At 64.0% G+C, this 24,799-nt stretch carries 23 protein-coding genes, 1 pseudogene and 1 riboswitch; of the genes and pseudogenes, 17 read left to right on the top strand and 7 right to left on the bottom strand.

Annotation, left to right across the window (positions count from 1 at the left end; translation table 11 throughout):
• Positions 1 to 30 precede the first annotated feature (30 nt).
• On the top strand, positions 31 to 1,128 hold the full coding sequence (locus L6D80_RS02650; protein WP_176513967.1) for a sugar diacid recognition domain-containing protein: 1,098 nt from the start codon (positions 31 to 33) through the stop codon (positions 1,126 to 1,128).
• Between the two features lie 111 nt (positions 1,129 to 1,239).
• Positions 1,240 to 2,379 (top strand): glycerate kinase, encoded by a 1,140-nt coding sequence (locus tag L6D80_RS02645; protein WP_176513965.1) that lies wholly within the window; start codon positions 1,240 to 1,242, stop codon positions 2,377 to 2,379.
• Between the two features lie 9 nt (positions 2,380 to 2,388).
• Here L6D80_RS02645 and L6D80_RS02640 read toward each other — a convergent pair whose 3' ends face one another.
• On the bottom strand, positions 2,389 to 3,564 hold the full coding sequence (locus L6D80_RS02640; protein WP_176513963.1) for an MFS transporter: 1,176 nt from the start codon (positions 3,562 to 3,564) through the stop codon (positions 2,389 to 2,391).
• Between the two features lie 31 nt (positions 3,565 to 3,595).
• On the bottom strand, positions 3,596 to 4,975 hold the full coding sequence (locus L6D80_RS02635) for a 3-deoxy-7-phosphoheptulonate synthase class II (protein WP_176513961.1): 1,380 nt from the start codon (positions 4,973 to 4,975) through the stop codon (positions 3,596 to 3,598).
• A gap of 295 nt (positions 4,976 to 5,270) precedes the next feature.
• On the opposite strand from L6D80_RS02635, the gene L6D80_RS02630 reads away from it, so the two are divergent.
• From L6D80_RS02630 to asnB, 7 genes are read left to right on the top strand one after another with little or no spacing between them, the layout of a single operon-like run.
• Positions 5,271 to 6,587 (top strand): AMP-binding protein, encoded by a 1,317-nt coding sequence (locus tag L6D80_RS02630; protein WP_176513959.1) that lies wholly within the window; start codon positions 5,271 to 5,273, stop codon positions 6,585 to 6,587.
• Positions 6,584 to 8,299, top strand: coding sequence for a prenyltransferase/squalene oxidase repeat-containing protein (locus tag L6D80_RS02625; RefSeq protein ID WP_176513957.1), 1,716 nt, complete (start codon positions 6,584 to 6,586; stop codon positions 8,297 to 8,299). The genes L6D80_RS02630 and L6D80_RS02625 overlap by 4 nt, the downstream gene beginning before the upstream one ends.
• 9 nt (positions 8,300 to 8,308) lie before the next feature.
• Complete coding sequence (locus tag L6D80_RS02620; RefSeq protein ID WP_176513956.1) at positions 8,309 to 8,716, top strand: hypothetical protein; 408 nt, start codon at positions 8,309 to 8,311, stop codon at positions 8,714 to 8,716.
• Positions 8,713 to 8,997, top strand: a complete 285-nt coding sequence (locus L6D80_RS02615; protein ID WP_176513954.1) for an acyl carrier protein — start codon at positions 8,713 to 8,715, stop codon at positions 8,995 to 8,997. Before L6D80_RS02620 ends, L6D80_RS02615 begins: the two co-directional genes overlap by 4 nt.
• Positions 8,998 to 9,035: 38 nt before the next feature.
• Entirely contained in the window at positions 9,036 to 9,989 is a 954-nt protein-coding gene (locus tag L6D80_RS02610) for a class I adenylate-forming enzyme family protein (protein WP_220462621.1), read from the top strand.
• Complete coding sequence (locus tag L6D80_RS02605) at positions 9,976 to 11,361, top strand: amidase family protein (protein ID WP_054902563.1); 1,386 nt, start codon at positions 9,976 to 9,978, stop codon at positions 11,359 to 11,361. Before L6D80_RS02610 ends, L6D80_RS02605 begins: the two co-directional genes overlap by 14 nt.
• Positions 11,362 to 11,371: 10 nt before the next feature.
• Positions 11,372 to 13,207 (top strand): asparagine synthase (glutamine-hydrolyzing), encoded by a 1,836-nt coding sequence (gene asnB / locus L6D80_RS02600; RefSeq protein WP_176513950.1) that lies wholly within the window; start codon positions 11,372 to 11,374, stop codon positions 13,205 to 13,207.
• Here the strand turns inward: asnB and L6D80_RS02595 are convergent.
• Entirely contained in the window at positions 13,196 to 14,167 is a 972-nt protein-coding gene (locus L6D80_RS02595) for a LysR family transcriptional regulator (protein ID WP_176513949.1), read from the bottom strand. The two genes, asnB and L6D80_RS02595, sit on opposite strands and share 12 nt — an antisense overlap.
• A 270-nt stretch (positions 14,168 to 14,437) precedes the next feature.
• Between L6D80_RS02595 and L6D80_RS02590 the strand changes: the two are divergent.
• Together L6D80_RS02590 and L6D80_RS02585 are read left to right on the top strand one after the other, a co-directional pair.
• A pseudogene (locus L6D80_RS02590) lies at positions 14,438 to 15,073 on the top strand (SDR family NAD(P)-dependent oxidoreductase); the annotation flags it as partial.
• The gene (locus L6D80_RS02585) at positions 15,053 to 16,162 is read left to right on the top strand and encodes an SMP-30/gluconolactonase/LRE family protein (RefSeq protein ID WP_371263314.1); all 1,110 of its coding nucleotides are present in this window, start codon (positions 15,053 to 15,055) and stop codon (positions 16,160 to 16,162) included. The pseudogene L6D80_RS02590 and the gene L6D80_RS02585, both read left to right, overlap by 21 nt.
• Here the strand turns inward: L6D80_RS02585 and L6D80_RS02580 are convergent.
• Both L6D80_RS02580 and L6D80_RS02575 read right to left on the bottom strand, forming a co-directional pair.
• Complete coding sequence (locus L6D80_RS02580) at positions 16,152 to 17,102, bottom strand: site-specific integrase (RefSeq protein WP_176513947.1); 951 nt, start codon at positions 17,100 to 17,102, stop codon at positions 16,152 to 16,154. The two genes, L6D80_RS02585 and L6D80_RS02580, sit on opposite strands and share 11 nt — an antisense overlap.
• 98 nt (positions 17,103 to 17,200) lie before the next feature.
• Positions 17,201 to 19,516, bottom strand: a complete 2,316-nt coding sequence (locus L6D80_RS02575; RefSeq protein WP_176513945.1) for a putative bifunctional diguanylate cyclase/phosphodiesterase — start codon at positions 19,514 to 19,516, stop codon at positions 17,201 to 17,203.
• Between the two features lie 139 nt (positions 19,517 to 19,655).
• Positions 19,656 to 19,770, top strand: a riboswitch (TPP riboswitch).
• 79 nt (positions 19,771 to 19,849) lie between these two features.
• Between L6D80_RS02575 and L6D80_RS02570 the strand changes: the two genes are divergently transcribed.
• The 4 genes from L6D80_RS02570 to L6D80_RS02555 all read left to right on the top strand — a co-directional run bounded on the left by L6D80_RS02570 (position 19,850) and on the right by L6D80_RS02555 (position 22,729).
• Positions 19,850 to 20,497, top strand: a complete 648-nt coding sequence (locus L6D80_RS02570) for a TenA family protein (RefSeq protein WP_176513943.1) — start codon at positions 19,850 to 19,852, stop codon at positions 20,495 to 20,497.
• The gene (gene tenA / locus L6D80_RS02565) at positions 20,494 to 21,159 is read left to right on the top strand and encodes a thiaminase II (protein WP_082422843.1); all 666 of its coding nucleotides are present in this window, start codon (positions 20,494 to 20,496) and stop codon (positions 21,157 to 21,159) included. The genes L6D80_RS02570 and tenA overlap by 4 nt, the downstream gene beginning before the upstream one ends.
• 355 nt (positions 21,160 to 21,514) lie before the next feature.
• The gene (locus tag L6D80_RS02560) at positions 21,515 to 22,498 is read left to right on the top strand and encodes a DNA-binding protein (protein ID WP_054902555.1); all 984 of its coding nucleotides are present in this window, start codon (positions 21,515 to 21,517) and stop codon (positions 22,496 to 22,498) included.
• A gap of 57 nt (positions 22,499 to 22,555) precedes the next feature.
• A complete protein-coding gene (locus L6D80_RS02555) occupies positions 22,556 to 22,729 on the top strand; it encodes a DUF6021 family protein (RefSeq protein WP_176513941.1) in 174 nt (57 codons plus the stop codon).
• A gap of 66 nt (positions 22,730 to 22,795) precedes the next feature.
• On the opposite strand, the gene L6D80_RS02550 is transcribed toward L6D80_RS02555, so the two are convergent.
• Together L6D80_RS02550 and L6D80_RS02545 are read right to left on the bottom strand one after the other, a co-directional pair.
• A complete protein-coding gene (locus L6D80_RS02550; protein WP_054902554.1) occupies positions 22,796 to 23,071 on the bottom strand; it encodes a hypothetical protein in 276 nt (91 codons plus the stop codon).
• A gap of 23 nt (positions 23,072 to 23,094) precedes the next feature.
• A complete protein-coding gene (locus tag L6D80_RS02545; protein ID WP_054902553.1) occupies positions 23,095 to 23,595 on the bottom strand; it encodes a DUF4142 domain-containing protein in 501 nt (166 codons plus the stop codon).
• A 169-nt stretch (positions 23,596 to 23,764) separates the two neighbouring features.
• Between L6D80_RS02545 and L6D80_RS02540 the strand changes: the two genes are divergently transcribed.
• Positions 23,765 to 24,007 carry a hypothetical protein gene (locus L6D80_RS02540; protein ID WP_054902552.1) on the top strand — a complete coding sequence of 81 codons (243 nt, stop codon included), beginning with the start codon at positions 23,765 to 23,767 and terminating at the stop codon, positions 24,005 to 24,007.
• Positions 24,004 to 24,798: an exodeoxyribonuclease III gene (gene xth, locus L6D80_RS02535; RefSeq protein ID WP_054902551.1), complete on the top strand. Its 795-nt coding sequence runs from the start codon at positions 24,004 to 24,006 to the stop codon at positions 24,796 to 24,798. The genes L6D80_RS02540 and xth overlap by 4 nt, the downstream gene beginning before the upstream one ends.
• The last annotated feature ends 1 nt before the right edge of the window (position 24,799 follow it).

Here is a 24,799-nt window from a genome sequence, read left to right as displayed (position 1 = left end):
ACAAAGCCTAACACCCTTAAGGATCACTGCATGTTCGAGCTGGACCATGACCTGGCGCAAGATATCGTCGACCGGGCGATGGCGATTCTGCCGTGCAATGTCAATGTCATGGACAGCCAGGGGCTGATCCTGGGCAGTGGCGAGCCGGAGCGTATCAACACCCGCCACGAGGGTGCCCAACTGGTCCTGGCCAACGGCCGGATCGTCGAACTGGATGCCGACGCCGCCAGGTGCCTCAAGGGCGTGCAGCCTGGGGTCAACCTGCCACTTATGCTCGATGGGCGGCTGATCGGCGTACTCGGCCTGACCGGCGACCCGCTGCAACTGCGCACCTACGGCGAGCTGGTGCGCATGACGGCCGAGATGCTCCTGGCGCAGCGCCACCTGCAGGTGGAGCAGCAGTGGCGACGCCAGCGTTGCGATGACTTGCTGGCGTTGTTGCTGGGCGGCACAGGCGATTCGCCCCGGCTGGTGGACGAAGCCCGGCAACTGGGCCTGAAGCCGCAACTGCCGCGGATACCCTGTCTGTTCGAGCTGCGCACGGGGCCAACGGGTGAGGCCCTGGCTGCCTGGCTGATGAGCCGCTACCCGGACAGCTGGTGCGTAAGCCCTGCGCGGGATTCGTTGCTGTGGTGCCGGCCCGCAGGGGTGGTGCTGGACGAAGAGCGGCTGTTCGACCGCGTGCAGCGCAGCGGCTGGGAGATCGACCGCCTGGCGCTGGGCAGCCCGGCGCAGAGCCTGGAGCAGTTGCGCCGTGGCTACCGTCGGGTTCGCGACTTGCTTGCCTATGGTCGCGAAGTGCTACCTGGCGAACGGTTGCTGAGCCTGGCGCGCTACCGCCTGCCGGCACTGCTTTGGCGCCACCGTAACGAAGATGCGCTGGATGAACTGCTCGAGCCGCTGCAACGTATCCGCGCCAGGGATGTCAGCGGTCAATTGCTTGCTACCTTGCGGGCCTGGTGCGCGCATGATGGCCAGAGCCAGGCCTGTGCCGATGCCCTGGGCATCCACCGCAACAGCCTGCGCTACCGGCTCGAGCGCATCGCCGAGCTGGGTGAGGTCGACCCGTTGCGGCTTGAAGGCATGCTGAGCCTGTACCTGGGGTTGCAGCTATTGCCTGCACAGTGAACGTATAGAAAGGCATTTGCCCAAACCGCGCCTGGACCCTTTTGTGCATTCGACCGAGGTCGTCACGCCATGCAGCTGTCAGCATGCCGCTCATCTGGACAGGAGAATCCCATGAAGATCGTCATCGCCCCCGACTCGTTCAAGGACAGCCTCGACGCTGCCGGTGTTGCCCATGCCATCGGCAAAGGGCTGGCTGAGGCGCTGCCGGATGCCGAACTGGTCGAATGCCCCATGGCCGATGGCGGCGAAGGCACCATGCAAGCGATTGTTGCCGCCAGCCAAGGCGAGCTGCGCCGACAGACCGTACGTGGCCCGTTGGGGCAGCGCGTGGAGGCCGGTTGGGGCTGGCTGGCGCACAGCCGCACCGCAGTCATCGAGATGGCCCAGGCCAGCGGCATCCAGCTGGTGCCCAGCGCCCAGCGCGATGCCTGCCGAAGCAGCACCTGGGGTACTGGCGAACTGATCGCCGCGGCGCTGGCCGCAGGTGCCCGGCGTATTGTCCTGGCGATTGGTGGCAGTGCGACCAACGATGCCGGGAGTGGCATGTTGCGGGCGCTCGGCCTGCGCCTGCTGGACGCCGACGGGCAGGCACTGGAAGAGGGTGGTCTGGCCTTGGCCAGGCTGGCACGCATTGATGCCAGCGATCTGGACCCGCGCCTGGCCGAAGTCCAGGTAGAGGTCGCCGCCGACGTCGACAACCCGCTGTGCGGCCCTAACGGCGCGTCTGCGATTTTCGGCCCGCAAAAGGGTGCCACCCCCGAACAGGTCAAGGCGCTGGACCAGGCCCTGGGCCACTTTGCCGACCTCTGCGCAACACTGCTGGGGCACGATGTACGTGAGCAACCAGGGTGTGGCGCTGCGGGAGGGATGGGCTTTGCTGCCAGGGCGTTCATGGGCGCGCAGTTCCGCCCAGGGGTTGAGGTGGTGGCGGAGCTGGCTGGCCTGGATGCGCTGGTGCAAGGCGCCGACCTGGTAATCACCGGCGAGGGCCGCTTCGATGCCCAGACCCTGCGCGGCAAGACCCCCATGGGCGTAGCGCGGGTTGCCAAGCGCCATGGGGTGCCAGTAGTGGTGTTGGCCGGCACTTTGGGTGACGGCTATCAACAGTTGTATGCGCACGGCATCGATGCCGCGTTTGCCCTGGCCAATGGGCCGATGACCCTGGAGCAGGCGTGCGCCGATGCAGCCCAGTTGCTGCAGGCGCGCGCCGGCGACATCGCCCGGGTATGGCGGTGCGCCAAGGGGTGTTGAACGTCTGCGTCAGCCCTGCGCTACCAGCGGCTTGGGGGCACGGGGTTGAAGCATTAGCATACCCAGCCCGATCAGCGCTGCCACGCCCCCTGCCAACGGCAGGTAGATCAGGCCGATGCGCTCGATCATCCAACCACCCAGCCCGCCGCCCAGCGCTGTACCCAGGTTAAAGGCGGCGATGCTCAACCCCGACGCTACCCCCGTGGCATGGGGCGCCACTTGCTTGGCCAGGTTGAGCAGGCGCAGGGTCGCCAGGGTGACGATGGCAAAGAACACTGCGCCAAGCCCCCCCACCAGAAGCACCACCGCCCACGCCTGCTCGCGCCCCAGGAACAGCAGTCCCAGGTTCGTGGCCAACAGCGCCAACGCCACCTTGAGGCTGGTGTCTGCCGCGAAGCGGTCGGCGCACTGGCCGCCAAGCAGATTGCCCAAAATAGTGGCAGCGCCGAACACCAGCATGGCCAGGCTCAGCAAACGCACACTGCCATGGGTTACCTGCAACACGAAGGGCGACACGTAGGTCAGGAACGAGAACGTGGCCACGCTTACCAGCACGGCGATGCCGGCGGCCGCCAGCACAGGCCGCTGCATCAACGCGGCAAGACCCGCCAGGCGCCCGCCAGGTGGCAAAACCGGCGCGGCCTGGCGCGGCATCAGGCGCAGCAGCCCCAACAGGCTGAGCAGGCCCAGCACACCCAGGGCGACAAAGATGGCCCGCCACGACCACAGGCTACCGAGCAACGTCCCCAGCGGCACACCCAGGGCCAACGCCAGGGTCAGCCCCAGCCAGACAAGCGATAAGGCTCGGCCGGCACGCGGCGGTTCGACCAGCTTTACCGCTACGTCAGCGGCTACCGCCATGAACACCCCGTGGGCCAGACCGACCACGAAGCGGGTCAGGTTCAACGCGCTGAGCTGTTCGGCCCAGGCGAGCGCCAGGCTGCCTACGGCTAGCACCGCCAGGGTCAGCAGCAATGCCGTGCGCTCGCGCCAACTGAGCAGCGCGGCGGTCAGCAGTGGCGCACCGATGGCGGCGCCCAGGGCATAGGCGGCAATGGCCGAGCCTACCGCGGTGGTGGACGCCCCCAGGTCTTCGGCCATGGCTGAAACCAGGCCTGCGACAATGAACTCAGAGAGCCCAAAGGTAAAAGTGCACAACGAAAACACATAGATGACGATTGGCATAGGTTGAACAGGGTCTTGTGCAAGTGGACGTTCAAGGGCGCTGTCGCCAGGCGCCGGCGTCGAGGCTGACGCGCAACGCCAGCTCCAGGGACTGGTCACGGTTGAGCCGCGGGTCAACCTGGCTCAGGTAGCGCCGGCCCAGGTCTGCAGCCTGCAGCCCGACAGCGCCGCCCAGGCACTCGGTGACCGCATCACCACTGGCCTCCAGGTGCAGGCCACCCAGGACTGAACCGTGGCGCCCGTGCACGGCAAAGGCCTCGGCAACCTCTGCGAGAATGTCGTCGAAGGCGCGGGTCTTGGTACCGCAGGGCAGGGTGCGGGTGTTGCCGTGCATCGGGTCGCACAGCCACAGCACCTGCGCACCGGCAGACCGAACCGTTTCGATCAGTGGCGGCAGATGGTCCTGGATGTGTGATGCGCCCAGGCGGTGGATCAGGGTCAGCCGCCCCGGTTCGTTGCTCGGGTTAAGCCGTGCCAACAAGCGCAGCAACTGCGCAGGCTTGGTGTCGATTCCCACCTTCACTGCCAGGGGGTTGGCCAGGCCGCGCAGGTACTCGACATGGGCGCCCTCTGGCTGGGCGGTGCGCAAGCCGATCCACGGCAAGTGGGTGGCCAGGTTGAACCAGCGGCCATCGGCGTGCCGACGGGTCAATGCGTGTTCGTACTCCAGCAATAGCGCTTCATGGGAGACGTACATCTCGCGGTGCAGGAACTCGCCCGGTTGCGAACCCGCCAAGGTGCGCATGAAGCGCAGGGTCCCGTGTACCTCTGCCAGCAGTGGTCGAAACCGCTCGGCATCGGCGGCTTGATCGAGCCAGCGGACTGGCCAGCCCTCGGCTTGCAGGAGGTTGTCGATGCCCGCTGCCTGCACGCTGTGCAGGTGATCGAGGGTCAGGGCCGAGTGGGCATGGGCCTGTAGCATCCGCTGAGGATCGGCCCGCCGTGCCTCGGGGCTGAAGGCATGATGGTTGACGATATCGCCCCGATACGCCGGCAGGCTCACCCCGTTGCGGTTTTCCATATCACTGGAGCGCGGCTTTGCATATTGCCCGGCCAGGCGGCCGATCTGCACGATGGGCAGTTGCAGCCCATGCATCAGTACCTGGCTCATCTGCTGCAGCAGCGCGACCTGCCGCGTGCTGTGGGCAAGGTCGTTGTGCTCGAAACGCTCGGCGCAATCACCCAGTTGCAGCACAAAACGCCGCCCTTGCTGCGCTTGGGCAAGCAAGGCCTTGAGCTGTAACACACGTTCGGCGGCCACCAGCGCAGGGCGCTTGCCAAGTGCATCGAGTGCCAGGCCCAGGGCCTGAGGGTCGTCATAGGCCGGCTGCTGCAAGGCGGGACAGCTACGCCATGAGTCGGTCGTCCAGGGTGCCTCGGCATCCGGCACTGTGGCGGTGGGGGTCAGCATGGTGTGTCTCTCCTGAGAGGGTCATCGCTCGATCTGCCCGAGAAGCAGGTGGCGGCGATAGTGCGCAGGGCGGACACACCTTGGGAAATACAATAAATATCTTTGTCTGATATCTGACCAGAAACAGGGGGCAAATCCTGCTTGTTGTCAGTTAATGCCTACTCATAAATCAGAATTTTCGGGCACAAAATGCTGATTAATACTTAGCGACTATCACCGCAGGTTTCAATTTAATATTTTACTTGGGCCGGTCGCTCGCCAATTCTCTGCGCTGCTTATTCGAGAGGGCGAGTCGATGTTAGTTCACAGCGACCAGGATTACGGCGTGCTGAAAGACGCAGAACGCGAGCTTCAGCTGCACGTGGGGCATATCCCCGACGCCGCTTTTTATGACCGCAAGTTGCAAGCTGTATGGGCGCGGGCAAAAGGCAGCGCCCAGTACGCAGATATTGGCGACTACAGTTTCACGGCCTTCCAGCAATTGCCGCCAACGGCCAAGGCATTGCTTAAAAGCCACCCGCTGAAGTTCTGCGCAGTTGAACTTGGCGACGCCGCCAAGTACTACGCCACCACTGGCACTACCGGCGAGCCAACGCCCACCCCGCGCTTGAAAGAGGACATCATTTGGAACGCGGTCAGTGTCGCCAGCCACTGGCGCGCGGTGCTGCGCCCAGGCGCCCGGGTGGCCAACCTGATGCCTTCGGACATCGTTCCGGTGGGTGACCTGATTGCCAATGTCTGCGAGTACCTGGACGTTTCCCATGTACGGCTCTACCCGTTCACCACGGGCATCACCGACTGGGAGCGGGTCTGCAAGACCTTTGATACCTACCGGCCGACGGTGCTGTTCATCGCCCCTGGGGTGCTGGTGCAATTGACCCGCTACCTCAAGCAACGCGAGTTGTTGCAGGCCTTTGCCGAATCAGTGCGTTCGATCATGTTGCTTGGCGAGGTCAACACCCAGCCGTTCCGTGAGCGCCTGGCCCGTTGGTGGCAGTGCGATGTGTTCGATGCCAGTTACGGCAGCACCGAAACCGGCACCTTGGCGGCAGTAGGAGGTGACCTGCAGATGCGCCTGGCCACCGCCACCAACTATTTCGAACTGATGCTGCCCGATGGCCGGCTTGTTACCCCGGCCCAAGGGCTGACCGGCCGCCTGGTCGTCACGCCGTTGAACCTGTATGCGCGGCCGTTGCTGCGCCTGGACACCGGCGATAGCGTCACCATCACGGCGCCTTGGGAACCGGGCCGTGCCAGCCCAAGCCTGCTGATCAACGGCCGCGACAGCGACAGCATTGTCGTGGCCGGGGTAGGCCTTGAAATCCGTGCGGTGGAGGAGGTGGTGTACGGCACCTGCGACGCCACCGGTTATGTGATCGAAGTGGACCGCGAGCATGACAGCGCTGCACTGATTCTCGAGCGTGACGTGGGGTGGGACAACAGCCAGGAAGCACAGCTGCAGGCCCGCTTGCTGGAGCGTTCCGAACAGCAGATGGGGCTGCGCTGGAGCCGCGTGTTGTTCGTGAACAACTTGTCGGCGCTGAACAAGAGCGGGGCATCGCAAAAAAGCTGGAAGAAGACCAACCTGCGTTTTGTCGGAGGCCAGCAATGAGGCCGCCGCGTTTCCCCCAGGGCGACGGCCTGGGCAATGGTCAACCGGATTTGTGGTGCACCTATGCCGCGATTCGCACCCTGGCCTGGGTCGAGCGTCTGGATCAGGTCGATGCGCCGGTGCTGCACCGCTATATCCAGTCTCGGCGTAACCGCGACGGTGGCTTTGCCTGGAGCAAGGGCATGCCATCAGATGCGTGGGCCACCTTCTACTGCACCGAGACGCTCAATGACCTGGGCATTGAGGTGGAGGGCTGCGACCAGACTGCGGCCTGGATCCATACGTTGTTCGACGGCGAGGCTTATGCCATGTGCCCCGGGCAGACCGCCGATGTGTGGGCCAGCCACTATGCGCTGCGCACATTGATCGAGGTCTGCCAGGGCCAGGTGCAGGATGCGCAGCCGCTGTATGCCTGGCTCGAAGGCTTGCAGTGCGCCAACGGCGGCCTGAGCTGGTCGGCCGACTTCGCTCGGCGCGACCTGGCCGATACCCGGGCCTGCTTCTATGGCGTGATGGCCGCACGGGCCTTGACGCGTCAAGGCTTGCCGGCTCCGCAATGGGATCTGCCGCGGCTGATCGGCTGGTTGCAGGCGCAGCAGATGGACTGCGGGGGCTTTCGCTTCAGCGAAGCGGCCGATGTGCCGTGCCTGTGGGCGACCTATCGGGCGACGGCCAGCCTTGCGGCATTGCAGGCGCAACCCCTGGGCCGCCAGCAGTGCGCTGCATGGATTGACGGCCTGCGTGGCCCTACCGGCGCCTTCGTGCGCTGGGCCGGTTATGACGGTGAAGATGTATGGGCAGCGTTCTGCGCGGTGGGGTCGCTGAAGGCGCTCGGGGAGCCAGTGGCTCACCTGGCTGACCCAGTGGCTGCGTTCATCGCTACCTTGGCGATGCCGCAGGGCGGCTATACCTATCGCCAAGCCGATTCTGCGGCGGACGTGCTCTGCAGCGCCGCGGCAGTGCTGGGCGGGCGCTTGCCTGCGGCGCAATGCGATGCAGCCTTGCGCTGGATCGAGGGCTGTCAAATGCCCAACGAGCCGGGGATCATGTACATGCCTGGCCGCGGCGCCGAGGTGCGCTGCACCAATTGGGGCCTGGCGGCCGGTGCCTTCTGCGGCCAACCTGGGCCACGCAAGGCGATCGGCCACTGGCTGGCTTCGCTGCAAAACCCCGACGGTGGCTTCGGCTTCTGGGAAGGGCGTGGCTCGGACATGGTCTCCACAGCGTCAGCGGTGTCGATTTTGCGTCAGCTGAACGATGACTGCGCAGTGGACCTGGCAGGCATCGAGCGTTACGTGGCCAGTTGCCGCCAGGCACAGGGCTACGCCTCGTTCCCCCGTGGCGAAACTTCCTTGCGTGCCGGGCTACAAGCCTTGAGCTGCCTGGCCTACATCGGCCACCCGGTCGACCAGGCCACTGCCGAGCTGCTGGCCGCGCACAAAGTCCGCCAGGGCGGCTTCGCCAACCAGGGGCAACGTATTCCCGACTTGCTCAGCACTTACCAGGCCATCGCACTGGCGGCCGACCTTGGCCTGCCGCTGGACCTGCCGCACCTGCGGTTCTTCCTCGACAAGGTGCGCGGCGAAGCAGGCCACGCCTGGTCGCCGTTGTTCCTGCAGGGGGTGGATGCACTGTCAATCTGCTTGGGCCGCCTGCTGGAAGACGTTAGCGCTGGCCGCCGTCAGCGGCTGCCCAGCTTGCAGCTATCGTGAGGAACCAGCATGCCCACCATCACGGTTTCCTGCGCGCCGCTGCAACCCCTGCAACGCAAGCGCCTGGCCTTGGCCTTCACCCGCCAGCTCAAACAGCTGGGTGCCGAAACGGCCCATTGCCTGGTGTTTTTCGACACCTTGTCCGAAGCCAGTGTATTCAGCGCCGGCATGCCAATGCCCATTGCCGACCGCAACGGCGCACCGGCGCAGTTCCATGTGCGTATCACCCTCTCGGCGGCGCGCGACAACCTGGCCCATCAGGCGCTGGCCGAGGGGCTGCACCAGTGCCTGCGCACGCCTTACCCGAACGCATTCATTTACCTGCATTTCGACCCGATCCTGCCTGAGCATGTGTTTTTCAGCGCAGGTGCGGAATTGATCAACGCAGCCCAACAACAAGGAAAGACCGGCTCGTGAACGACCTCAGTATTGAACAGCGTATTCGTCAGACCCTCGGCCAACTGCTTGGCGAGGAGGTCGACACCATCGACAGACGTGACAGCTTCCGGGAGTTTCTCGGCGAGCGCTTCGACAGCCTGATGGCCGTGGAAGTGATCACCGCCATTGAGGGGTGTTTCGACATCGAGGTGGATTACCTCAGCGACGACGTGCGTTTCTGGTTTGAAACCTTGGAAAAGATGGAGCAGTTCGTCGCGCAGAAACTGGAAGACCAACTGACCCTGCAGGCCGCCGAGTGAACGCCGAGCATCTGTTTACCACCTCAGGTTCCACAGGCATGCCCCGGCAATGGTTGCGCAGCAGGGCGCAGATGGAGCGCGAGGCGGCCTTGATTCTGGGCCGCTGGGCGCCTGGGGCGCGAGAGATTTTTTCGTTCGCGCCCACCAGCCATAGCTACGGCATGATCCTGGGCGAAGTCGGGGCCAGGGTGATGAACGCCCAGCTGCAGGCCTGTTCGCTGGAGCAACAGCGCCTGCCCGTACTCGATGGAGACGGGCCGTGCGTGATCCTCGCCATCGCCAGCACCTGGCGCGTGCTGCCGGCGCTGCTGGCGAGGCTGGCGGCCCGGCGTTCGGTGCTGGTGCTGCACAGCGCCTCGTTGCTGCCTCCGGGCGCGCTGGCCACCGTGCAGCAGCATGCGGGGCCACAGGTACGGTTCGTCGAGTTGCTCGGCTCTACCGAGACCGGCGCACTGGCCTACCGCGAACTGGATGGACAGAGCACTGCCGAGCAGGCCTGGACACTGCTCGATGACGTCACCCTGCTCAGCGCTGTAGGTCAAGTGTGCGGCCTTGAAGTGGCCAGCCCGCGCATCGCCCGTGAGCCTGGCCAGGCGTTACCTGCGGCCACGCACCGCTGCGATGACCAAGTGCTGGCGCTGGATAGCCGGCGGTTCGAGTGGCTGGGCCGGTCCAGCAGCCTGATCAAGGTCAATGGCGTGCGCCTGGACCTGGCACGCCTGGCCAGTGAACTCGGTCAGCGCCTCGATTGCCCGGCGCTGGCCTGCGTGGCGGTGCGCGATGCGCTGCGCGGCGAAGCGTTCGAGGTGCTGTTCAGCGGCGCGACACTGACGGAGCGAGCGGTGCTGGACGCCTTCAGGGCGCTGCCGCCAGGCCATCCGCGCCCCGTCGCAGTACGCCATGTCACCGACCTGCCTTTATCTGCCACCGGCAAGCCCCAGCCTTGGGCGGCCAACATTTCTGTCAAGGAATACACCCATGACCCACGCTAACACGCAGGACACCATTGCCCACTACCTCTCCAACTGCGGCCCTGATGCCAGCAGCGGCCGCGTGCAGCCCGAGTACCTTGGGCTCAGTCTGCGCAAACGCCATGAACTGCTGCAGCGCAACCCCGCGCTGGCAGCCGAGTGGGCGGCGGAGTACGCCCCCTGGCACGTGCATGCCGACAGCCATTACCGTTGCCTGACCAGCACTCGCACGGCCGAGGCGCCGTGGTATCGCCTAGGTGTCAAAGACACCGTCGACGTCGCCGGCCTGCCGACCCGCCTGGGCCTGCGCAGCTACCGCCACTACCCGCAGCGAAGCGCCGACGCACTGACCTTTCTCGACCCGCGCATTGCCTTGACCAGCAAGGTGGCCACCACCGAACTGAACATCGCCTTTGGCGCAGGCTGCCGCAACCCGCATTACCCAACCATCGACCCGTCCGGCTCCAGCACCGGGTCGGCGGTGTCGGTGGCTGCCGGGCTGTGTGATATCTCCCTGGGCACCGATGTGCTGGGGTCGGTTCGCTGGCCGGCATCGCACTGCGGCATGGTCGGCTTGCGCATGACCCAGAAGGCTACGAGCTTGGCCGGAGTGTTCCCGTTGTCGCCGCGCATGGATGCCCTGGGCTGGGTCACCCGCAGCGCCGACGATCTCGACCTGCTGTTCCCGCTGCTGGGCCTGGAGCCCTTGCTGGGCCAGCAGCAACCGCTCAAAGACCGCTACCGGGTCGGTGTACTTGAACACGCACTGGACCCTTCGCTGACCAGCCAGGCGATGCTGGCCATGCTTGGCCAGGCCTGCAGTGCCCTGGCAGACCTGGGCATGCCCGCCCGTGAAGTCGCTATGCCTGAGCTCTGGGCCTGCCGTGGCGATGCCTGGCAGTTGTGCGCACGGGATGCCTGGTTGGCTTGCGCCGCCTGGGCGCGCCGGTTCGATTGCGAACTGCACTGGTCGACGCTCAGTGCGCTCAAGGTGGGCGAGGGCGTGAGCGACAGCGACTATCAGCGCATTCACCAGCGCATGGACAGCGTACGCGCCGGTATCGATGCGTGGTTCGACGCAGCCCAGGTGGATTTCGTGGTATTCCCGATGGACCCCAACCGCCCGTTCGACCGGCGCAATCCGCAGCCGGGTGATTCGACTATCCCGTCGCCGGCTGATGAGGGCTATGAGCAGAAGATCAGCTTCACCCCGCTGGCCAGCTTCAGCGGCCTGCCGGCCATCACCGTGCCCATTTGCCTGAGTGCCGATGGCAAGGCCCCGCTGGCCGTGCAGGTCATGGGTCGGCGCGACAGCGAACGGCAGCTGCTGGATATCGCCAAACGTCTTCAGGCGGTGATCGGCCTGCTGCCGACCCGTCGTCTTCAGGTGTAAGGAGCACACTATGTGTGGAATCACAGGCTGGGTGGACTACACCCGTGACCTGGCCCAGGCCGGCCAGGCCCTTGGCGCCATGACCGATACGCTGGCCCTGCGCGGGCCGGATGCCAGCGGCACTTGGCAGCACCGCCATGCATTGTTGGGCCACCGCCGGCTGGCGATCATCGACCTCAGCGGCGGCGTTCAGCCGATGATCTATCGCTGCAGCAACGGCCAGGAGGTGGCGCTGATCTACACCGGCGAGGTCTACAACCATAACGAACTGCGTGAGCGCCTGCGCCAGGCGGGCCACCAGTTCCATACCCGCAGCGATACCGAGGTGGTGCTGCACGCCTACCTGGAATGGGGCGAGCAGTGCTGCCAATACCTGAGCGGGATGTTCGCCTTCGCCGTCTTTGACGCGCGCGACGGCCACTTTCTGCTGGTGCGTGACCGGCTTGGGGTCAAGCCGCTGTACTACGCACGCCACCAGCAGGGGCTGCTGTTCGGCTCCGAGATCAAGGCGGTGCTGGCCCATCCGGAATACAGCCGGGCACTGGATGTTGTCGGTCTGGTCGATGCCCTGAGCCTGTCGCGCGGCACCGCGCGCACGGCCCTGCGAGGGGTCGACGAACTGCCGCCCGGGCACTGTCTGTCATGGCGACCCAACGGGCGGCTTAAGATCAGCCGCTACTGGCAGTTGCAGCGGCGTGAGCATGAGGACGACCTGCCAAGCACCGTCGCGCGTACCCGTGAGCTGCTCGGCAATGCCCTTGGCGAGCAGCTGTACGCTGATGTACCTGTGTGCTCGCTGCTCTCGGGCGGCCTGGACTCGACCATCCTCACGGCCATGGCGCAACAACGTGTGCAGACCGAGCAGGGCGGCAGAGTCAATTCGTTCTCGGTAGACTTCGTCGGCCAGGCCGAGCAGTTTCAGAGCGACGAGTTCCGCCCCGAGCGCGACCAGCCTTACGCGCTGGCGGCTGCCGAGTACATTGGCAGCCACCACCAGACCATTCTCATCGACAACCGCGAACTGGTGGCAGACCCTGCACGGATGGCGGTGTACCGGGCCAACGACTCGGCAGCGACCTTTGGCGACGTCGACACCTCGTTGTACCTGCTGTTCAAGGCGATCCGTGCGCACTCGACCGTGGCGATCTCCGGAGAGGCGGCAGATGAGGTGTTTGGCGGTTATGCCTGGTTCCGTGACCCACACGCGGTGGCGGCGCAACGCTTCCCGTGGCTGTCGCGCATGCAGTTGCTGCAGCCGGAGCTGATCAATCCAGAGTTCAACCGCCTGTGCGACTTTGCCAATTATCAGGACAGTTGCTACCACCAGGCGTTGGACAGCGTCGAGCACTTGCCGGGCGATAGCCCGCAAGAGCGGCGCATGCGCGAGATCTGCCACATGCACTTGCAGCGCTGGCTGCCAATCCTGCTCGACCGCAAGGACCGCCTGAGTATGGCGGCCAGTCTTGAGGTGCGAGTGCCGTTCACCGACCATGCGCTGGTGGAGTACGTCTACAACGTACCGTGGGCGATCAAGGGCAAGGACGGCCAAGAGAAGTGGCTGCTCAAGCAGGCGTGTGCCGATATCCTGCCGCCGGCGGTGCTGCAGCGGCGCAAGAGCCCGTACCCGACCTCGGCCAACCTGGCCTACGAGCGGTTCTTGCGCGAGCGTACCCAGCAGTTGTTGAACACGGTGGGCAGCCCGGTGTTCCAGGTCATCGACCGTGGTCGCCTGGCCGGTGAACTGCGCCAGCCCGAGGGGTATTTCAACTCGCAACTGCGGCGCAACAACCTGGAGACGGCGCTGGCGCTGGATGCCTGGTTGCGCGAGTACGGTTTAACGGTGTAGTTCGCGTGGGTCGCTGCCATCCAGGATCACGGGGTTCTGGATGGTATCGGCAAAGCGCCGGGGGGCCCCCAGGTCCAGCATGGAAATGAAACTGCCCAGTGCCGGGGAGGCGTTCTGGAGGTTCCAGTTCATGTACAGGCCCATGGTGGGCGTCGGCTGGTCCTTGATCGGCCGGATCGGGCGGAACTGCACCCGGTCGCGCAGCGTGGAGTAGGCAATCGACTCCGGCACCAGCGCCACACCAAAGCCGCAGGCAACCAGGCCGATCAGGGTGTGGATCTGCGCCGCCTCCTGCACCACCTTGGGGTAGAAACCCGCCGATTCGCACAGCGCGATCAACTGGCTGTGGTAGCCGCTGCCCAGCGCCTGCGGGGTAAATACGAAGTCTTCTTCGGCAAAATCGCGCAAATCGACCATCGGCTGGTGCGCCTTGGCGTGGCTGGCGGGCAGGGCCATGACGATCTGCTCGTTCAGCAGCAGCCGCGATTCGATGGTGTCGGGGGGCATGGGCAGCTTGCGCATGAAGCCGATGTCGGCCTCACCGGCCATCAACGCCTTGGCCTGGGAGGCTGAGGGCATTTCGCGAATGGTCAGCCGCACGTTCGGGTAGATCTCGCGGAATTTCTTCAGGGTATTGAGCAAGGATTCGTAGTAGGCGATGGAAATGGCCGTGATGGTCAGTTTGCCGCAGATGCCTTCGGAGACGTTGCGGGCGTACTCGATACCTTGCTCGAGCTCCTTGAGCGTGCGATAGGCAGTTTCCAGGAACGCCATGCCCGCAGCGGTGAGCTTGACGCCGCGCTTGTTGCGCAGGAATAGGCTGAAGCCCAGCTTCTCTTCCAGTCGGTTGATCGCCTGGCTCAACGGTGGCTGTGCCATGTGCAGACGGATGGCTGCCTTGTGAAAGTGCAGCTCCTCGGCCACGGCAATGAACTGCCTGAGCAAACGTGTCTCGATCATTCTACGTTCCTTCATCGAGTCGAACTGGTGCCAGGAAGGCATTCTCCGGCGGCCGACCCTGCAAGGCGGCCATCATAGTGCGTGGCATCGCGGCGACAAAGCCTCTGCTGCAAACGGCTGCTGTAGGGGATCGCGGCATGGGTGCAGGCAAATCGGCGGGGGATGGGTCGGACGTGATATCCCGGAGATATCAAAGTTGCATGCTTTTAATATTAAGTCATTGATTTTTTTATTGTTATCGTAAAAAAAGGAGAATCGGAAGGGCCCACAATGCCAAGTACAGACCCATTCAAAGACAAAGTCGCCATCGTCACCGGTGCCGCCCAAGGGCTTGGCCTGGATTACGCCATGGCCCTGGCGGCGCGAGGTGCGCGGGTGGTCATCAGTGACCTGGGCACCGACCGATCGGGGGAAGGTCAGGACCCGGCAGCCGTCAGCGTTGCCCTGGCAACCATGAAAGCCAAGGGGTTCGACGTGGTCGCACACGTTGGCCACCTGGAAAACGAAGACGAATGCAGGGCGTTGGTAGAATTGGCCATCGCCCAGTTCGGCGCGCTGGATATCCTGATCCACAATGCCGGCTGGGTCGACTACCAAGGCATCGAAACCCAGGAGCAGGCGTTCCTCGAGCGCGCGCTGGGCATCAGCGTGCACGCCCCGGTGTGGCTGGCCAAGCATGCCTGGAAGCACCTCAAGGCGGCCGAAGCACCCCGGATTGTGCTGACCACCTCGGACCGCGCCATGTACCAGCGCTATGCCCAGCCAGGCCTGGTGGCCTATTCGGCGGGCAAGATGGCCCAGGTTGGCATCATGAACGCACTGAGCATGGAAGGGCTGGAGCACGGCATTCTGGTCAACGCGATCTCGCCGGTGGCCAAGACGCGGATGTGGGGGGTGACCCAGCCTCCGGAAGAGCTCAAGCCCGAGTGGGTCACGCCGGGTGTGTTGTACCTGGCCAGCCCGCTGTGCAGGGACACTGGCTATATCTTGCGGGCCAGCAATGGCCAGTTCACCGCCACACGCTTCAGCGAGAACAGCGGGGTCAGCTACCCGCGTGACCTGGCTCGAGTGGAGGCGTCCAGCCTTGCCGAAGTGGCCGAACGCTGGAGCCGCATCAAGGAATGTCACTACGTGCCGATCAAGGTCGCCAACACCCGCGCCGACCTGGGCGAAAGCCCGGTCTGGGATGCCCGCACAGGCGCGCTGTACTTTGTCGATATCACGGGCGGACGCATCCATCGGCTGCTGCCGGACGGCGAAGTGGAGATGCTATACGAATCGGCCGCACGTATCGGTGCCCTGGCGCTCACCAACCAGGGCAACCTGATCTTCACCGAAGATGCCAGCGTAGCCATTCTTGATGTAGAACCACGCCGGGTGCGCCAGTACTCGGCACCGGTGCACCACCGCTCGAGCTACCGATTCAATGACGGGGCCTGCGATCCGCAAGGGCGGTTCATCACCGGCCTGATGGACGAGGGGCCCAGCGGCAAGACCGGCGCGCTGTTCCGCTTCGACGGCGAGCTGCACGATGAAGTGATTCACGACGGCATGTCGTTACCCAATGGGCTTGCCTGGTCGGAAGATGGGCACACCGTATTCTTCGTCGACTCCGTTGCCCGTTCGATCTACCGCGCCGAGTACCAGGCCGATGGCAGATTGGAGGACGTGAGACTGTTCGCTGAGACGCCCGCCGAACTGGGGCGCCCGGACGGTATTGCCCTGGATCGCGAAGGTGGGCTGTGGGTGTGTCAGTTCAATGGCAGCTGTGTGCTGCGCTATGACCGCGACGGGCACTTGACCGACCAGGTGGTGATGCCGGTACCGCGCCCGACCAGTTGCTGCTTCGGTGGCGACGGCTTGGGCACGCTGTTCATCACCACCGCACGGGTCGGCATGTCACCCGCGGAACTGCGCCACTACCCGGACGCCGGCGACCTCTATGCGATACGCCCGGAGGTGGGCGGTATCGCGCGTCACGCTTTCAAGGAATAAGCGCCTGCCCCTGGCTGGCCGGTAATACGGCCAGTTCGCCAAAGCGCTGCGCCGCATCAATGTAGCGCAGCGCCGATTTGGCATCCTTCCAACCGACGTAACTCATCAGCGACTTCAGCTCCCAGCCGTTGGCCGTCGCCCAGGTGGCGAAGCCGCGGCGCAGGGAGTGGCCGGTGTACAGTGCCGCGGGCACTTCGGCACGCTCCAGCATGCGCCGCAGCAGGCCAACCAGGCTGTTGCTGTTGAGCGGTGTATCACTCAGGTTGCCCCAGCGGTCGAGCTTTCGGAAAACCGGGCCATGGGCAATACCAGCCACTTCGATCCATTGCAGGTAGGCGGTGACCGGGCACAGCGCCTTCAGCGCCGGGGTGCGGTGCTGTACGCCAAGTGCTTCCCGGTCACCTTTGCTGCGCGGCAGGAACAGGGTGATGCCGACACCGGCTTCGGCCTGGACATGCTCGACGCGCAGGCGCGCCAGTTCATCCCCGCGAAAGCCACGCCAGAACCCCAGCAGCAACAGCGCGGCGTCGCGCCGGGCGCGGCGCAAGGCCCGCAAGTCGTGGTGTTCACGGGCCTGTCGGGCCTCTTCCTCGAAGCATTCGGCCGCACGTTGCAGGTGCTGCAGCAACAGCGGCGCGGCCTGTTTGGGGGGCGTCGGGTGCAAGGTGCGGATGCCGCGCAGTACTTGGCGGACCAACGGGGCCTTGGTCGGGTCGGGGAAGCCCTGGCTGATGTGCCACTGGCTCAGGGCTGCCAAGCGCTGGCGCAGGGTGCTGACAGCGTGCTGTTCGGCATGGTCGGCCAGATAGCGGGCAATGCTGTCGGCCGTGGCCGGCAGAAAGCCGCCCCAATGGGCCTCGAAATGCTCAATGGCCGCTTGGTAACTGCGCCGAGTGTTGTCGCGGGTGGCGGCGCGGACGTAGCGCTCGATGTCGGTCATGGTCGGTGGGGTGGCGGTTGATCCTCACACCATAATGCTTATTGGCTTGTCTGTCCCGGCCCTGTGGCCGGTGACTTCGCTCACGCCGCCCGTTTTGCTCACAGCACACAGGGCTTTAATTCCGCGCCATTGAACGGCGGGTAGTCACGCAATTGCGCGGCCGACAAGGGCCGGCTGAAGTGGTAGCCCTGGGCGACATCGCAGCCGGCAAGCTTCAGGCACACCACTTGCTCGCGGGTTTCGACACCTTCGGCCACCACCTCCAGGCCCAGGCGCTTGGCCAGGATGATGGTTGAAGACACAATCGGGCTGTCGTCATGGCTGTTGGACAGTGGCGCAATCAGCGATCGATCGATCTTGAGCTTGCTCAGCGGCAGCGCCTGCAAATGGGCGAAGCCGGCATAGCCACGGCCAAAATCGTCCAGGCTGATACCCAGGCCCGCCGCGCGCAGGCGGTGCAGATGGTCGACCGCGGTACCCTCCGGGTCGAGGATCGTGGTTTCGGTGATTTCAAGTTCCAGGCGCTGCGGGGCGATGCCATGGGCCTGCAGCTCGGCCAGCAAGCGGTTGCTGAAGTCGACCTGGCGCAGTTGCAGGGCAGAAACATTCACCGCCAGGCGGCTCTCCCGGCCCTGCGCGCTCCAACGAGCCAGCTCTTCGCAGGCCAGGCGCAACACTTCCCAGCCCAGGTCGATGATAAAACCGCTGCGTTCGGCCAGGTCGATGAAACGGTCAGGGTAGAGCAGGCCGAACTCCGGGTGGTCCCAGCGCACCAAGGCTTCGTAGCCCAGCACCTGCTGGGTATCCAAACGTATTTGCGGCTGGTAATGCAGCACGAACTGGCGCTCGGTCAACGCGTTGCCGAAGGCTTGCTCCAGGGTAAAGGCCTGGATATCGGAAAGGTTCAATGACGGGTCGAAGAAGCGATACTGGGCACGGCCGGCCTGCTTGGCCGAGTACATCGCCGCGTCGGCGCAGCGGATCAGGCTGTCGATTTCCTGGCCATCACGCGGGCAGATGCTGACGCCGACACTGGGGCTGGTATTGACCTCCTGGCCATCCAGCGCGTAGGTAGCCGACAACTTCTGCACCAGGTTGCGCACCCAGGCATTGATTTGCTCTTCGCTGCGCTCGCCGGCCAGCAGCACGACGAATTCGTCGCCACCAAAGCGCGAGGCTTCGTCGCCCGGCTCGAGCAGGCGCTGGATGCGCCCGGCCACGGCCTGCAGCAGCAAATCGCCGATCTTGTGCCCGAGCGAGTCATTGATCGACTTGAAGCGGTCCATGTCGATGAACAAGATGGCCATCAGCCGGCGTTTACCGCGCTGCCGGGTCAGCACCGTGCCCGCCACCTCGACGAACTGACGACGGTTGTGCAAGCCGCTGAGGTGATCGGTGGCGGCGGCATGGCTGCTGCGTCGGTGTTCGTCCTCCAGGCGCCCGATCAGTTGCTGATTGACCTGCTGCGCAAGCTCCAGGGCGCTGAACGCCTCCTGGCGCTTGCGCAGCAGCCGCAACGTCCACGCCAGGCTGGCGAGGATCATCAAGGTCATGCTCAGGTTGAGCCAGAACTGGCGTGAGTAGGCCAGGGCAGAGGCCGCCAGAATTTCATCGTAGCGTTGGCTGACGACAATGCTGAAGCCACGTTCGGCGACACGGCGGTACAGGCTCTGATAGGCCTCGCCAGAGGCATATTGCGTGAGCTGCCCTGATTCGACGCCTGCGTCGGGCACGCCTGGCTCGAAGCTGTCGCCGGCCCCGATCACGCCATGGGTGTCGATGCGCAGCCGCTCCTGGCCGTCGTCCTGCACCAGGCGTATCAGCCCGGTGGTGCCTAGGTCGATATGCTGGAACAGTACCGCCAGGTAGCCGATGTCGAGTTGCACGAGGAGGATGGTGTCGATTTCACGGCTTGGCAGGCTGGTCAAGGGCAGCAGGAAGGGCAGCCGCCAGTTCGGTGTGTCGGACGGGGCCACACGCGGCAGGAACGCTTTGAAACCATAGCGGGCGACGTGCACGTTCAATTGCTGCAGCCAGGGGGCTGGCAGCACGGGGGCTTCGTCGCCGTGGCTGGCCGAAAGCAGGCGGCCGTGCCGGTCATAAAGGCCCATGCGCTTGAACACTGGGTCCTCGGCCAGCAGCCGGGCGAGGCTGAGGTTACCCTGGTGCAGCACCTTCATATCCTCCTGGGTCACCCGGCCGACGGCCTGTGCGCGGTCTACCAGTTGGCGCAGGCTCTGGGCAACGATGCTGGCCAGGTTCAGGTGCTCAACGGCCTTGGCGGACAGCGCGTCCTGGCGCGCGGCGGCCTTCTGGGCGAAATGCACCCCCCAGAGAAAGGTCAGGGTGGCTGCGCAGAGCATCAGGATCAACAGGCGCAACAGGCCTGTAGACGAGAGAGAACGGCGGATCACTGCTGGTATTCCCGACCCGGGGTGAAGGCGGAAAAATACGACAATAAGATGACAGCATAATGACTAGTGGCGATGTGCCTTTAGCCTTGTGGGCGTCGATCAGGCCAGTGGCAACGGCCGTCGATCTGCTGTATACCTGCACTCCACCAAGGGGAGCCCGGCAACGGGCTGAGAAACCGCTGGCAACTGCAGCGCGGTGACCCTTCGAACCTGATCCGGATCATGCCGGCGAAGGGATGGGACTGCCGACCTGCCTTTTTGCCGGCCTCACTGCGAGGCCGCTCCATGCCCCACTCGAACGGTCTCGCTGTCACCTCAATGGAGGACAGCACCATGACCGAACGTTTCACCCAAATCCTGCGCCGTCAGAGCGAACCGACCTGGTCGGCTGCCGTGGGCCATCGCTTCGTCACCGAGCTCTGCAACGGCAGCGTGGCCGACCCGTTCATGATCCGCTACCTGGTTCAGGACCATCGCTTCATCGACAGCTTCCTGACCTTGCTCGGTGCGGCGATCGCCACCGCCGACACCTTTGAGGCTCGGTTGCGCTTCGGTCGCTTCGCCGGCATGATCTCGAGCGACGAAAACACCTATTTCCTGCGCGCGTTCGAAGCCTTGGACGTCAGCCCCGCGCAACGTAACGAGCCCGTGGACAGCGGGCCGACTGCCGGCTTCAAGGCCATCATGCGCGAAGCGGCGGCTACCCGGTCCTATGCGGCCGCGTTGGCGGTGCTGAACGTGGCAGAAGGGCTGTACCTGGACTGGGCCAGCAAGGCGCCGAAACCACTGCCGGCCAACTTCGTCTACGCCGAGTGGATCACCCTGCACGACAACCCGGCATTTGCCGAATTCGTTGCCTTCCTGCAGGCCGAACTGGACCGGGTAGGGCCACAGGAGGCAGCACTGAGCAGCGACTTCTACTCACGTACCGTGGCGCTGGAGCTTGCCTTTTTCGACGCCATTTACGATGAGGAAGCCTGAGCATGGATATTTTCGAGCGTCTCAAAGCTGCAACCGCGCCGCAGTGGGCCCGCTATGTCGACCACGATTTTGTGCGGCAGATGGGTGAGGGCACCTTGGCCGAGGAGGCATTCCGCACCTACCTGGTTCAGGACTACCTGTTCCTGATCCAGTTCGCCCGTGCCTGGGCGCTGGCGGCCTATAAAAGCAGGACCCCCGCAGATATCCGCGCCGCCCAGGCTGGCCTGGCAGCCATTCTCGACGAGACCGAACTGCACCTGCGGCTTTGCGCGCGTTGGGGGCTGTCGCAAGCCGATATCGCAGCCGCTCCGGAGCATCAGGCCACGGTGGCCTACACCCGCTACGTGCTCGACTGCGGCGCCGCCGGCGACCTGCTGGAGCTGCATGCAGCCTTGGCACCGTGTGTAATTGGCTACGCCGAAATCGGGCGCGTGCTGGCCGAGCGGATCGGTGACCTGAGTGACCATCCTTACCGCGAATGGATCGGGGAGTATGCCGGTGAGGCCTACCAGGACGTAGCGGCGTCGGCGCGCAAGCACCTCGATGACCTGGCGGCGCGCAGCATGACTGAGCAGCGCTTCATCGAGCTGGCCGCGATCTTTGGCCAGGCATCGCGGTTGGAGGCCGACTTCTGGCAAATGGGCCTCGACAGCCAAGGTTGATGCGCTTACGCGCTGCCTGGCGCTTTACAGCCTCAACAGTAAATGGGTACCACGCGGTACCCATTCACTGCCCGCTTTAGCCCCGCACTATAAGGTCGCGCCGCCCCGGCGCCGACCTGCTCCCCCTTCAATCCATCCCCACCTGCCTGCGCCTTTTTGCGCCGCCGCACCCTGGCCGGGTGCTTTGTGTACTGCTCCTACGGCAGCCACCTCCCACACCCAGAATTCGTGCTATCTCATGCGATAAGCCGTGATTATTAAACCTTAGTAAGTGCTTGAATTTCCGTGCGAGCAGGGTGAGAATTCCCATGTAAATACATGGTACGTACCATGACACGAAATCGTAGGAGCATTCATGGCCCGGGGCGGTATTAACAAAGCGGTAGTGCAGCAGGCACGGCAGGTATTGATCGCTCGGGGTGAGTACCCGAGCATCGATGCTGTACGTATCGAACTGGGCAACACCGGCTCCAAAACCACTATCCATCGTTACCTCAAGGAGCTTGAGGAGCACAAGCCTGCTGCGCTGCAGGGTGCCCCAGCACTGAGCGACACGCTGGGCAAGCTGGTGGGGCAGTTGGCAGACCAGCTTCAGGAGGAGGCGGATGCTCGCGTCGAGCAGGCGCAAGCGGCTTTCAACGAACAGCGCGAACAGCTCGAGGCGCAGTTGCACCTGGCCCAGCAAGCATTGGCCACCGCACACCAGCAACTGCAGATACAGGCCGCAGCACTCGCTGCCGAATCGGAGCGCCTGGTAGCCACCCAGAGCACGTTGCAGGCCGAACAACTGCGCAGCGCCAGCCTGAATCAATCACTTGGGGAATTGCAGGTGCGCCTGGCCGACAAGGACGAGCAGGTGCGCTCGCTGGAAGACAAGCACCGCCACGCCCGGGATGCCCTTGAGCACTACCGAAGCGCCAGCCGCGAACAACGCGAGCAAGACCAGCGCCGGCATGAAGCCCAGCTGCAGCAGCTGCAGGTGGAGTTGCGCCAGTTGCAGCAAGGCATGATCGTCAAACAGGACGAACTGACCCGCCTGCACCGCGACAACGAGCGCTTGCTCGGTGAACATCGACAGGCCTGCAGCGAACGCAAGGCGCTGGATGAGTTGCTGGAGCAGCGGGACGCGCAGATCCAGGGTTTGCGTACGATCCTGGCGCAGGCACAGGGCGCCAGCGAAGAAATGCGCCGGCAATTGCAGGTGCAGGAGCAGCACCTGGAAGACAAACGGGGTATCTGTGCGGAGCAGGGCAGGCAATTGCAGTTTCTGCAGGGTGAGCTGGTCAAGCGGGATGAAGCACTTAAGGACTGTCGGCAGCAGTTGGCAGCCGGCAAATAAAATCAAACTTCGAGCGGCATTCACACTCTTCCTAAGACACCCAAGGGAGACTGTTACATGACCAAGCCAACCCAGCAGCCGGAAAAAGGGCAGGGCCCGCATTCCTCCGATAAAGCCAGCAAGAACCACGAGCTGGGTTTTGACCCGGACTCACCAGACCTTGACGACCCGCAAGTAGACCCTACAGGGCCAGCGATAGCGCCAAGGGATGAGGAGAAGAAGCACAAGTAGCCTTCTTCATCGATACCGGCGGCAGCGGGCAACCCCGCTGCTACCTGGTTTGCGCTTAGGGTGCGCCTACGTCTGTGAACGGTCTGTCTGTGCACCGTCCGCCTGCTTGGCGGCGTCCACGCCGGCTGCCGACAATTTGATCGGGTAGCTCAAGCTCAGTTGGTGTTCCTCGTCCACCGCCACACTGCCGTCCTGGATCAGGCCATGTTCCTGCAAGGTCTTGAGCATGCCTGCCACCGCCTTTTCGCCGCGGTAGTTGTCCAGTACTTCCTTGCCCAACCCATGGGGATGAGCGTGGAGCAGGCGGGTGAGGATTTCGCTACGCAGTGCATCGTTAGTCATGAGAGCCTCGTGCAATGGGTCGATTATTTGCCGTGTTTGGCCTGAAGCGCCTTGGCCTGTTCCAGATGGTGTTCCAGGGTAGGCAAGGTGTCACTGGCGAAAGCTTTCAGCTCGGGTTTGTCGGACGAAGCCGCTTCCTTCTTGAACAGTTCCACCGCCTTTTCATGGGCATCGACCTGGTTGTTGACATACGACTTGTCGAACGACTCGTCACGCCATTGCAAGATCATCTTTTTGACCTTGTCGGTCAGCGCTGCATCGTCCGGCACCTTGATATCCAGCTTGCGGGCAATGTCGCCGAGCTTCTGGTTAGCCTTGGTATGGTCGGTCACCATCTGCTGGGCGAAGGTCTTGATTTCGGCGTTCTGGCTCTTTTCCAGTGCCAGGTTGCCGGTAACGACCTCGGCAATGCCTGCCTCGGTGGCGGCATCGACAAAGTCATCGGAAGTGGCGGCCATCACTTGCCAGGACGCCATGCCCAGCACCATTGACAAGCCCACGCGTTTGATCAACAGATTGCTCATGTCTCTCTCCTTGCTACCGTGGCGCGACCTCGTTTGTCGCTTACGGTTGAGCCCGCTCTGCGGCCATAGGTTTAATTTTTTTTGCACCCGGGCGTACGTCGCACGATCACGTGGAACGATGCGCAGCGCACAGGCTCACACATTCAAAGGTTTGCAAAGGAGTAGCGCCATGAGCATCGAACGCAGTATTCCTGAGCTTGAGGCCTGGTATGCCCAATACGACGATGACAGTTATCGGCTTGAGTCGCCCGATGCCTACTACGAAGGGCTGGTCCATACCGCCGAGGCGCTGCTCAATGACGGCGCGATCGAATGGGATGACTGGGTGGCGCTCAAGGCGCTCGCCGATGAGGCGCAACTGGGTGCATTGCCCGACGCCGTACAGGCCCACGTGGATGACCCGGACGCATGAAAGCCCTGCGCATCGCCACCTTCAACATCAATGGCATCCGCAGCCGGCTGCCGGCACTGCTGGCCTGGCTGGACCGGGAAAAGCCCGACATTGCCTGCCTGCAGGAACTCAAAGCCGCCGACCAGCAGTTTCCTCGGGAGGCTATTGAAGCCGCCGGGTATGGCTGCTTGCACCACGGTCAGCCCGCGTGGAACGGTGTCGCCATCCTGGCCAGGGATAGCCAGCCCCTGGAAGTGCGCCGAGGCCTGCCGGGCATGGAAGACGACAGCCAGAGCCGTTATCTGGAAGCGGCAGTTCACGGCTTGCTGGTAGGCTGTCTGTACCTGCCCAACGGCAACCCGCAACCGGGCCCTAAATTCGATTACAAGCTGCGCTGGTTCGAGCGCCTGCTCGCCCATGCGCGCAGCCTGCAGGGCAGCGGTCATCCAACGGTGCTGGCGGGTGACTTCAACGTCGTGCCTACCGACTTCGACATCTATAACCCTCGCTCTTGGCAAAAGGATGCATTGCTGCAACCAGAATCGCGTCAGTGTTACCAGGCTTTGTTGGAGCAGGGCTGGACCGACGCCATTCGCCATCTGCATCCTGACGCGCGCGTCTATACCTTCTGGGACTATTTTCGCAATCACTGGGCACGCAATGCCGGGCTGCGCATCGATCATCTGTTGCTCAACCCTGAGCTTGCGCCCTACCTCAAGGCCGCCGGAGTGGATGCCTGGGTTCGTAATGAAGCCAAGGCCAGCGACCATGCACCGGTGTGGATCGAGCTGGGTACGCGCAAGCAGCGCTGAG

The sequence above is a fragment of the Pseudomonas ceruminis genome, assembly GCF_021602025.1.
GTDB classification, from domain to species: Bacteria; Pseudomonadota; Gammaproteobacteria; order Pseudomonadales; family Pseudomonadaceae; genus Aquipseudomonas; species Aquipseudomonas ceruminis.
This window is presented reverse-complemented; position numbering and strand designations above follow the sequence as displayed.

Excerpts from the sequence above, each read along its gene's own strand:
- L6D80_RS02650 (WP_176513967.1), top strand. The coding sequence starts at position 31 with ATGTTCGAGCTGGACCATGACCTGGCGCAAGATATCGTCGACCGGGCG.
- L6D80_RS02645 (WP_176513965.1), top strand. The coding sequence starts at position 1,240 with ATGAAGATCGTCATCGCCCCCGACTCGTTCAAGGACAGCCTCGACGCT.
- L6D80_RS02640 (WP_176513963.1), bottom strand. The coding sequence starts at position 3,564 with ATGCCAATCGTCATCTATGTGTTTTCGTTGTGCACTTTTACCTTTGGG.
- L6D80_RS02635 (WP_176513961.1), bottom strand. The coding sequence starts at position 4,975 with ATGCTGACCCCCACCGCCACAGTGCCGGATGCCGAGGCACCCTGGACG.
- L6D80_RS02630 (WP_176513959.1), top strand. The coding sequence starts at position 5,271 with ATGTTAGTTCACAGCGACCAGGATTACGGCGTGCTGAAAGACGCAGAA.
- L6D80_RS02625 (WP_176513957.1), top strand. The coding sequence starts at position 6,584 with ATGAGGCCGCCGCGTTTCCCCCAGGGCGACGGCCTGGGCAATGGTCAA.
- L6D80_RS02620 (WP_176513956.1), top strand. The coding sequence starts at position 8,309 with ATGCCCACCATCACGGTTTCCTGCGCGCCGCTGCAACCCCTGCAACGC.
- L6D80_RS02610 (WP_220462621.1), top strand. The coding sequence starts at position 9,036 with ATGCCCCGGCAATGGTTGCGCAGCAGGGCGCAGATGGAGCGCGAGGCG.
- L6D80_RS02605 (WP_054902563.1), top strand. The coding sequence starts at position 9,976 with ATGACCCACGCTAACACGCAGGACACCATTGCCCACTACCTCTCCAAC.
- asnB (WP_176513950.1), top strand. The coding sequence starts at position 11,372 with ATGTGTGGAATCACAGGCTGGGTGGACTACACCCGTGACCTGGCCCAG.
- L6D80_RS02595 (WP_176513949.1), bottom strand. The coding sequence starts at position 14,167 with ATGATCGAGACACGTTTGCTCAGGCAGTTCATTGCCGTGGCCGAGGAG.
- L6D80_RS02585 (WP_371263314.1), top strand. The coding sequence starts at position 15,053 with ATGTGGGGGGTGACCCAGCCTCCGGAAGAGCTCAAGCCCGAGTGGGTC.
- L6D80_RS02580 (WP_176513947.1), bottom strand. The coding sequence starts at position 17,102 with ATGACCGACATCGAGCGCTACGTCCGCGCCGCCACCCGCGACAACACT.
- L6D80_RS02570 (WP_176513943.1), top strand. The coding sequence starts at position 19,850 with ATGACCGAACGTTTCACCCAAATCCTGCGCCGTCAGAGCGAACCGACC.
- L6D80_RS02560 (WP_054902555.1), top strand. The coding sequence starts at position 21,515 with ATGGCCCGGGGCGGTATTAACAAAGCGGTAGTGCAGCAGGCACGGCAG.
- L6D80_RS02555 (WP_176513941.1), top strand. The coding sequence starts at position 22,556 with ATGACCAAGCCAACCCAGCAGCCGGAAAAAGGGCAGGGCCCGCATTCC.
- L6D80_RS02550 (WP_054902554.1), bottom strand. The coding sequence starts at position 23,071 with ATGACTAACGATGCACTGCGTAGCGAAATCCTCACCCGCCTGCTCCAC.
- L6D80_RS02545 (WP_054902553.1), bottom strand. The coding sequence starts at position 23,595 with ATGAGCAATCTGTTGATCAAACGCGTGGGCTTGTCAATGGTGCTGGGC.
- L6D80_RS02540 (WP_054902552.1), top strand. The coding sequence starts at position 23,765 with ATGAGCATCGAACGCAGTATTCCTGAGCTTGAGGCCTGGTATGCCCAA.
- xth (WP_054902551.1), top strand. The coding sequence starts at position 24,004 with ATGAAAGCCCTGCGCATCGCCACCTTCAACATCAATGGCATCCGCAGC.